The following is an 8,212-nucleotide window of genomic DNA, read 5'->3' on the forward strand; positions in this document are numbered from 1 at the left end:
CAACGCCGTGGAAGAGCTGGGCCAGCTGCTGGACCACACCGGCCCGGTCGCCGAGTCCGAGAAGAACGCCGCGCGCATCTTCAACGCCGACCACTGCTTCTTCGTCACCAACGGCACGTCGACGTCGAACAAGATGGTGTGGCACCACACCGTGGCCCCCGGCGACATCGTCGTGGTGGACCGCAACTGCCACAAGTCCATCCTGCACAGCATCATCATGACCGGGGCCATCCCCGTGTTCCTGACGCCCACGCGCAACCACCTTGGCATCATCGGCCCGATCCCCAAGAGCGAGTTCGAGCCGGACACCATTCGCAAAAAGATCGCTGCCAACCCGCTGCTCAAGGGCGTGGACGCGAAGAAGGCCAAGCCGCGCATCCTCACGATCACGCAGAGCACCTATGACGGCGTGCTCTACAACACCGAGACCATCAAGGGCATGCTCGACGGCTGGATCGACAACCTGCACTTCGATGAAGCCTGGTTGCCGCACGCCGCCTTCCACAAGTTCTATGGCATGTACCACGCCATGGGCAAGGGCCGCGCACGTCCGCAGACTTCGGTGGTGTACGCCACGCAGTCGACCCACAAGCTGCTGGCGGGCATCTCGCAGGCTTCGCACGTGCTGGTGCAGGACTCGCAGACGGTGCCGCTGGACCGCCACCTGTTCAACGAGGCCTACCTGATGCACACCTCGACCTCGCCACAGTACGCGATCATCGCGAGCTGTGACGTGGCCGCGGCGATGATGGAGCCTCCGGGCGGCACGGCGCTGGTCGAAGAGTCGATCAAGGAAGCGCTGGACTTCCGTCGTGCCATGCGCAAGGTCGACAAGGACTACGGCAAGGACTGGTGGTTCAAGGTCTGGGGCCCGGACAAGCTGGTGGCCGAAGACATCGGCAAGCCGTCGGACTGGGTGCTCAAGGCCAACGAGAAGTGGCATGGCTTCGGCAACCTGGCCGAAGGCTTCAACATGCTCGACCCGATCAAGTCGACCATCATCACGCCGGGCCTCGACATGTCGGGCAAGTTCGCCAAGAGCGGCATCCCGGCGAGCATCGTCACCAAGTATCTCGCCGAGCACGGCGTGGTGGTCGAGAAGACGGGCCTGTACTCGTTCTTCATCATGTTCACCATCGGCATCACCAAGGGCCGCTGGAACACGATGCTGACCGCGCTGCAGCAGTTCAAGGACGACTACGACCGCAACCAGCCGATGTGGCGCGTGCTGCCCGAGTTCTGCCAGAAGTACCCGATGTACGAACGCATGGGCCTGCGCGACCTGTGCCAGGCCGTGCACGAGGCCTATGCCAAGGGCGACATCGCGCGCCTGACGACGGACGTGTACCTGTCGGGCCTGGAGCCGGCGATGAAGCCGAGCGACGCCTACGCCTGCATTGCCCGCCGCCAGACCGAGCGCGTCGACATCGACCAGCTCGAAGGCCGAATCACGACCGCGCTGCTGACGCCGTACCCGCCGGGCATCCCGCTGCTGATCCCGGGCGAGCGTTTCAACCGCAAGATCGTCGACTTCCTGAAGTTCACGCAGAGCTTCAATGTGGCCTTCCCCGGCTTTGCCACGGATGTGCACGGCCTGGTGTCGGAAGAGCTGCCGGGTGGCGCGCGACGTTACTACGTGGATTGCGTCAAGGCCGAAGCCTGAGGCACATCAGGGCAGGCGTAGCGTGAACGCGGCGCCACCAGCCGCGTCGGGGGTCAGGGAAACCTGGCCCTGGCGCTCGCCGCTGCGGTGAGCCTCGGCCACGGCGCGGCTGAGGGCGGTGCCGAGGCCAGTGGCATGCGTGGCACCCGGGTCGGCCGCGCTGAGCCCTGCACCGTCGTCACGAATGCGCCAGACCAGCCAGCCAGCTTCCTCGACGACGCTGAGCCGCACGGCGCGTGTGGCAAACCGCAGGGCGTTGTGAAGCGCCGCATCGAGCGCCAGCTGAACCAGGCGGCGATCGAAATACCAGAAGGGCGGTGCCAGCGGGTCGGCTTCGATTCTGAACTCGACCGGCCGTCCCTCGGCGTTGGCCTTGAGCTGCCAGACCTGTTGCAGGTAGTTCAGCAGGTCGGAAGGCGACTCGTCCTCACACAGCGCATGCAACTGACCCGACTCGGCGCTGTACAACGTGAGGAACTGCGTGAACTGGCGCCTCAGTTCCGCGCAGTGCTGATGGGCCGTCTCGGCGCCCACGGGCGTGGGGTCGTCGATCATGGCAGCCAGCTCGCACTCGAGCACCCCCAAGGCATTCTTGAGGTCATGGGCAATCAGTGCGAGGGGCGTGCTCATGGCAATCAGCGCGGGAGACCGTCGCCCTCCAGGGCACTCACGGTCTCGCGGAAGTAACGGCGCATCATGGTGACACGGTCGTTGGCAGGCATCAACTTCTCGAGCCGGCTGAGGTAGAGGCGCACCTTGTCGACGCGGGCCGGGTTGAGCTCCTTCTTCAGGCGCAGCGCCATGCAGTTGATCTGCGCCGCCTGCAGCAGCACCCCGGTGTTCTCGGGGTAGTCCTTCACCGCCTCTTCGATGGCCAGCACGGCCTCCTCGACCTGGCTGTCGCGCAGCAGCTTGCGGGCGTCCTTGACCTTGTTCTCGAGGGCCGCGGCCGCGCCGGCAATCAGCTGTTCCACCTTGTCTTCATGACCCGTGTCGCGCAGCGCGTTGCCGATCATCTGCTTGACCCGAGGGTTTTCGTGGTCCGCCGAGACGGCCGATTCCAGCAGCTTCAGTCCGGCCTCTTCGTTGCCCGCCATCAGCTCGGCCTTGGCCAGCGCAATGGTGGCGAAGTCGGCCTTGCCCTTGCGCAAGGTTTCGCGCGCCCGGCGCATCGTCTTTTCTGCTTCCGCCGCATTGCCATTGCGGATGTGCGCCTGCGTCTGAATGGCCAGAGAGACGCTGCCGAAGGCCGGGTTGGTCCGGTAGGTGCTGTCGCCCTCGCTCAGCACCTTGAGGGCGTCTGCGGCTTCGCCCTTGTCGACCAGGGTCTGGGCCAGCAGCAGGGTGTCCTGGGGTTGTGCGATCACCGAGCCCTTGGTGGCCTTGGCCACCTTCTGCATGCATTCCCTGGCGGTGTCCAGGTCGCCGTTGCGGTAGGCGCTTTCGCCCACCAGCCGCTGCCGCCGCGCAGACGGCACCACGGCCGCCGCGTCCCGCAGCACCCACAGCGCGCCGCTCGGGTCACCCTGGGCCTCCAGCGCCTCGGCGACCACGTCGTAGGCCGCCACGTTCTTTTCGCCTTCCGGCGAGTGGATGATTTCCTGGGCGATCTGGCGGGCCTCTTCGAACTGGCCTGCGGCCTTGTGCGCGCGGGCCAGACCCAGCTGGGCCCAGATCAGGCCGGGGCGGTGTTCCAGCGCCATGCGGTAGACCTGCTTGGCGTCCTCATGGCGCCCCAGTTGCAGCAGGGCCTTGCCCTTGGCCTGCAGCGCGGCCATGGCCCAGCGGCTGCGCTGGCCCAGGATGCGATCGCACGCGGCCACCGCGCCAGCCAGGTCATCTTTGGTGAGGCACTGGTGTATGGACAGCAGGGCCTCGCGCTTTTCCAGCTGCGACTTCAGGCGGTCCTCAATGTCGCTGGCGGTGATGGGCTTGAGCAGGTACGCGTCCGGGTGATGCTCGGTGGCCGCCGCGACCTGGGCGTAGGCGCTCTCGGCCGTTACCATGAAGAACAGGCAGTCGGCCGGCAGCAGGTTCTGGTCGCGCAGGTACTCGAACCACTGCTGCCCGTCGGACTTGTGGTTGAGGTTGAAGTCACACAGGATCAGGTTGTAGCGCCGGCTGCGTATCAACCGCGTGGCGTCCTCGGCATTCGCGGCCACGTCGGCCTTGCCGATGCCGATCTGGTTCAACTGGCCGCGCAGCGTGGTCTGCTGCGTGGACATGTCGTCCACGATCAGTGCGGTGAGGTGGGAGTAGGGGGTCACGATCGCCATAGGGGCACTCTCTCGTCTGCGCCGGCACGCCTGTGGCCGCGCGCCATGCCGATGGGCGGAAGGCTCGCCCGGGCTACCACGGTCTGTTTTTCGGCATGCTGAAACGGAACTTGAGGGCTGGGAAATACGGCCGTCGTTTCACCAGGAAAAACGGCGCCACGCGGGCGCCGTTGAGGGAGCAGGGCGGGCAAGCCGCCCTGTGTGTCTCATCACTTGAAGATGTTCTTCACGCGGTCGGTCCAGCTCTTGGAGTTCGGCGAATGCTTCTCGCCGCCCTTCCTGAAGGACTCGTCCAGTTCCTTCAGCAGCTTGCGCTGGTGCTCTGTGAGCTTGACCGGCGTCTCGACCACGATGTGGCAGTAGAGGTCTCCCGGATAGCTGGAGCGGATGCCCTTGATGCCCTTGCCACGCAGGCGGAAGGTCTTGCCGTGCTGTGTGCCTTCGGGGATCTCGATCTCGGCCTTGCCGCCCAGCGTGGGCACCTCGATGCTGCCACCGAGTGCCGCCGTGGTGAGCGGCACCGGCACCGAGCAATGCAGGTCGTCGCCGTCACGCTCGAAGATGTCGTGCTGCTTGATGCGGATCTCGATGTAGAGGTCGCCCGCCGGGCCGCCATTCGTGCCCGGCTCGCCGTTGCCGGCCGAGCGGATGCGCATGCCCTCGTTGATGCCGGCCGGGATCTTCACTTCGAGCGTCTTGGTCTTCTTGACGCGGCCCTGGCCGTGACAGGCCGTGCACGGCTCGGGGATCACCTTGCCGGTGCCCTGGCAGTGCGGGCAGGTCTGCTGCACGCTGAAGAAGCCCTGGCGCATGTGCACCGTGCCCGAGCCATTGCAGGTCGGGCAGGTCTTGGCACTGGTGCCAGGCTTGGCGCCCGAACCGTGGCACACGCCGCACTCATCCCACGCGGGGATGCGGATCTGCGTGTCCTTGCCGGCGGCGGCTTCCTCCAGCGTGATCTCCATGGCGTACGACAGGTCGCTGCCACGGTAGACCTGCGGACCGCCGCCACGGCGACCAGCGCCCTGGCCGAAGATGTCGCCAAAGATGTCGCCGAAGGCGTCGGCAAAGCCGCCGAAGCCCTCCGGCCCCCCACGGCCGCCCATGTTGGGGTCGACGCCGGCGTGGCCGTACTGGTCGTAGGCGGCCTTCTTCTTGGGGTCGGAGAGCATCTCGTAGGCTTCTTTGACCTCCTTGAACTGCTCTTCGGCCTCCTTGGCCTTCTCACCCTGGTTGCGGTCAGGGTGGTACTTCATGGCCAGCTTGCGGTAGGCCTTCTTGATCTCGTCTTCCGACGCGCCCTTGGCCAGGCCAAGGACTTCATAAAAATCGCGTTTTGCCATGTGGATTCCAGGCGGTGGCGAAGGGAGGCCAGGCAGCACAGTGCCGCCGGGCCCCGGATTCGACAAAGGCACAGGGTGCGAGCGCGTTGCTCACACGGCCTGTGCCCTGCCGACGCGCGGGCCGAGGCCCGCTCCCGATCAGTCCTTCTTGACTTCCTTGAACTCGGCGTCGACCACGTTGTCGTCGGCAGGCTTGCTGTCGGCTGCGCCGGCGTCGGCACCGGCGGCACCAGCAGCGCCGGCGGCACCCTGGGCGGCCTGCATGTCGGCGTACATCTTCTCACCGAGCTTCTGGCTGGCAGTCATCAGGGCGTTGGTCTTGGCCTCGATGTCGTCCTTGTCTTCGCCCTTGAGCGCTTCCTCGACGTCCTTGATCGCAGCCTCGATCTTTTCCTTCTCGCCGGCTTCGAGCTTGTCGCCGTACTCGGTCAGCGACTTGCGCACGCTGTGCACCATGGCATCGCCCTGATTCTTGGCCTGCACGATCTCGAGCTTCTTCTTGTCCTCGGCGGCGTTCAGTTCGGCGTCTTTCACCATCTTCTGGATCTCGTCTTCCGACAGACCCGAGTTCGCCTTGATGGTGATCTTGTTTTCCTTGCCCGTGCCCTTGTCCTTGGCGCTCACGTGCAGGATGCCGTTGGCGTCGATGTCGAAGGCCACTTCGATCTGGGGCACGCCACGCGGTGCGGGCGGGATGCCTTCGAGGTTGAACTCGCCCAGCATCTTGTTGCCCGAGGCCATTTCACGCTCGCCCTGGAACACCTTGATCGTCACGGCCGGCTGGTTGTCGTCGGCGGTCGAGAAGGTCTGTGCGAACTTCGTCGGGATCGTGGTGTTCTTGCTGATCATCTTGGTCATGACACCACCCAGGGTCTCGATGCCCAGGGACAGCGGGGTCACGTCCAGCAGCAGCACGTCGGTGCGGTCGCCCGACAGGACCTGGCCCTGCACGGCGGCGCCCACGGCGACGGCTTCGTCCGGGTTGACGTCCTTGCGGGGCTCCTTGCCGAAGAACTCCTTGACCTTCTCCTGCACCTTGGGCATGCGGGTCATGCCGCCGACCAGGATCACGTCGTCGATGTCACCCACGGCCACGCCAGCGTCCTTGATGGCGGTGCGGCAAGGCGCGATGGTGCGCTCGATCAGCTCTTCGACCAGGCTTTCCAGCTTGGCGCGGGTCAGCTTGATGTTCAGGTGCTTCGGACCAGTGGCGTCGGCCGTGATGTACGGCAGGTTCACGTCGGTCTGCGACGAGTTCGACAGCTCGATCTTGGCCTTTTCAGCGGCTTCCTTCAGGCGCTGGAGGGCCAGCACGTCCTTGGTCAGATCGACGCCGGATTCCTTCTTGAACTCACCGATGATGTAGTCGATGATGCGCTGGTCGAAGTCTTCACCGCCCAGGAAGGTGTCGCCGTTGGTCGACAGCACTTCGAACTGCTTTTCGCCGTCCACGTCGGCGATCTCGATGATGGACACGTCGAACGTGCCGCCACCCAGGTCGTACACGGCGATCTTGCGATCACCCTTGCCGGTCTTGTCCAGGCCGAAGGCGAGGGCAGCCGCGGTGGGCTCGTTGATGATGCGCTTGACGTCCAGACCGGCGATGCGGCCGGCGTCCTTGGTGGCCTGACGCTGGGCGTCGTTGAAGTAGGCCGGCACCGTGATGACGGCCTCGGTGACTTCTTCACCCAGGTAGTCTTCGGCGGTCTTCTTCATCTTGCGCAGCACTTCGGCCGACACCTGCGGGGGCGCCAGCTTCTTGCCGCGCACTTCCACCCAGGCGTCGCCGTTGTCGGCGGCGGCAATGGTGTAGGGCATCAGGTCGATGTCCTTCTGCACTTCCTTTTCGGTGAACTTGCGGCCGATCAGGCGCTTCACCGCGTACAGCGTGTTCTTGGGGTTGGTGACGGCCTGGCGCTTGGCCGAGGCACCCACCAGGATCTCGCCGTCTTCCTGATACGCGATGATCGACGGCGTGGTGCGCGCACCTTCGCTGTTCTCGATGACCTTGGTGGTGTTGCCTTCCATGATGGCCACGCACGAGTTCGTGGTGCCCAGGTCAATACCGATGATCTTGCCCATGTTGGTCTGCTCCTAACGGAATCTGAATCTGTGTGTCTGGAAGCGATGGCTTCCGCTTGATCGGGTAAGTGCGTGCGCCGTGGGGTTTTTCAAGAGGCGGCCGATTTGATCTTCAGCAAACTCCGCCCCAGCGGCTGCGCAAGCGTCACTTCGGTGCGGCCACCGTCACGAGGGCCGGGCGCAGGATGCGGTCGGCGATCGAATAACCCTTCTGCAGGACGCCCACCACGGTGTTGGCTTCCTGGTCGGCGGGCACCATGCTGATGGCCTGATGGAGATTGGGATCGAACTTGGCGCCTTGCGCGGGGTTGATCTCCAGCACCTTGTTGCGCTCGAGGGCCGACGCCAGTTGGCGCAGCGTGGCCTGAACGCCTTCCAGCACGGTCTCGACCGGGGTGTCGGGCTTGGCGGCTTGCGTGGCGAGGGCGGCTTCCAGGCTATCGCGCACGGGCAGCAGGCTTTCGGCGAACGACTCGACGGCGAACTTGCGGGCCTTGCTGATTTCGTCTTCCGCGCGGCGGCGGACGTTTTCGGCCTCGGCCTTGGCTCGCAGGTAGGCATCGGCCACTTCGGCGTGCTTGGCCTGCAGCTCGGCAAGTTGCTGCTCGATCGAGGAGGCAGCGTCGGGCGTGGCCGACGGGGCGGCCTCGGGGGCCTGTTCGGGCGTGTGGGCGGTGTCGCTCATCTCTGCTTGTGTGGGTTGGATGCGAAAACCTGGGGTAGATCAGGGCCAGGCAGCGGCTTTCAAGAGGCCGTCACCAAAAAATGTGCCTTGTCGGAAAAAAATGAGGTTCAGCGCTCGTCGACGCTGGCGGACCACCGTTGCCAGTCCGCCAGCTGGCGCCGGT

The 8,212-nt window shown here is 65.2% G+C and carries 6 protein-coding genes; 1 reads left to right on the plus strand and 5 read right to left on the minus strand.

All coding sequences use genetic code 11. The features are described 5' to 3' along the window. Positions 1–1,663, plus strand: a 1,663-nt coding sequence (locus Q0Z44_RS17670) for an aminotransferase class I/II-fold pyridoxal phosphate-dependent enzyme (RefSeq protein ID WP_298015221.1), incomplete at its 5' end; no start/stop codon positions are given. Positions 1,664–1,669: 6 nt separating this feature from the next. Here the strand turns inward: Q0Z44_RS17670 and Q0Z44_RS17675 are convergent. The 5 genes from Q0Z44_RS17675 to grpE form a co-directional block, all read right to left on the minus strand. Continuing rightward, complete coding sequence (locus Q0Z44_RS17675) at positions 1,670–2,293, minus strand: HAMP domain-containing sensor histidine kinase (RefSeq protein WP_298015223.1); 624 nt, start codon at positions 2,291–2,293, stop codon at positions 1,670–1,672. A gap of 5 nt (positions 2,294–2,298) precedes the next feature. Beyond that, a complete protein-coding gene (locus tag Q0Z44_RS17680) occupies positions 2,299–3,939 on the minus strand; it encodes a tetratricopeptide repeat protein (RefSeq protein ID WP_298015225.1) in 1,641 nt (546 codons plus the stop codon). Between the two features lie 209 nt (positions 3,940–4,148). After that, on the minus strand, positions 4,149–5,282 hold the full coding sequence (gene dnaJ, locus Q0Z44_RS17685) for a molecular chaperone DnaJ (protein WP_298015227.1): 1,134 nt from the start codon (positions 5,280–5,282) through the stop codon (positions 4,149–4,151). A 138-nt stretch (positions 5,283–5,420) separates the two neighbouring features. Further along, the gene (gene dnaK, locus Q0Z44_RS17690; RefSeq protein ID WP_298015229.1) at positions 5,421–7,364 is read right to left on the minus strand and encodes a molecular chaperone DnaK; all 1,944 of its coding nucleotides are present in this window, start codon (positions 7,362–7,364) and stop codon (positions 5,421–5,423) included. A 145-nt stretch (positions 7,365–7,509) separates the two neighbouring features. Continuing rightward, positions 7,510–8,049: a nucleotide exchange factor GrpE gene (gene grpE, locus Q0Z44_RS17695; protein WP_298015231.1), complete on the minus strand. Its 540-nt coding sequence runs from the start codon at positions 8,047–8,049 to the stop codon at positions 7,510–7,512. Positions 8,050–8,212 lie beyond the last annotated feature (163 nt).

Origin of the sequence: uncultured Aquabacterium sp., from assembly GCF_947366995.1 — a bacterium.
Taxonomy (GTDB): Bacteria; Pseudomonadota; Gammaproteobacteria; order Burkholderiales; family Burkholderiaceae_C; genus Aquabacterium.

Coding starts and splice junctions, on each gene's coding strand:
- dnaJ (WP_298015227.1), bottom strand. CDS start 5,282: ATGGCAAAACGCGATTTTTATGAAGTCCTTGGCCTGGCCAAGGGCGCG.
- grpE (WP_298015231.1), bottom strand. CDS start 8,049: ATGAGCGACACCGCCCACACGCCCGAACAGGCCCCCGAGGCCGCCCCG.
- Q0Z44_RS17675 (WP_298015223.1), bottom strand. CDS start 2,293: ATGAGCACGCCCCTCGCACTGATTGCCCATGACCTCAAGAATGCCTTG.
- Q0Z44_RS17680 (WP_298015225.1), bottom strand. CDS start 3,939: ATGGCGATCGTGACCCCCTACTCCCACCTCACCGCACTGATCGTGGAC.
- dnaK (WP_298015229.1), bottom strand. CDS start 7,364: ATGGGCAAGATCATCGGTATTGACCTGGGCACCACGAACTCGTGCGTG.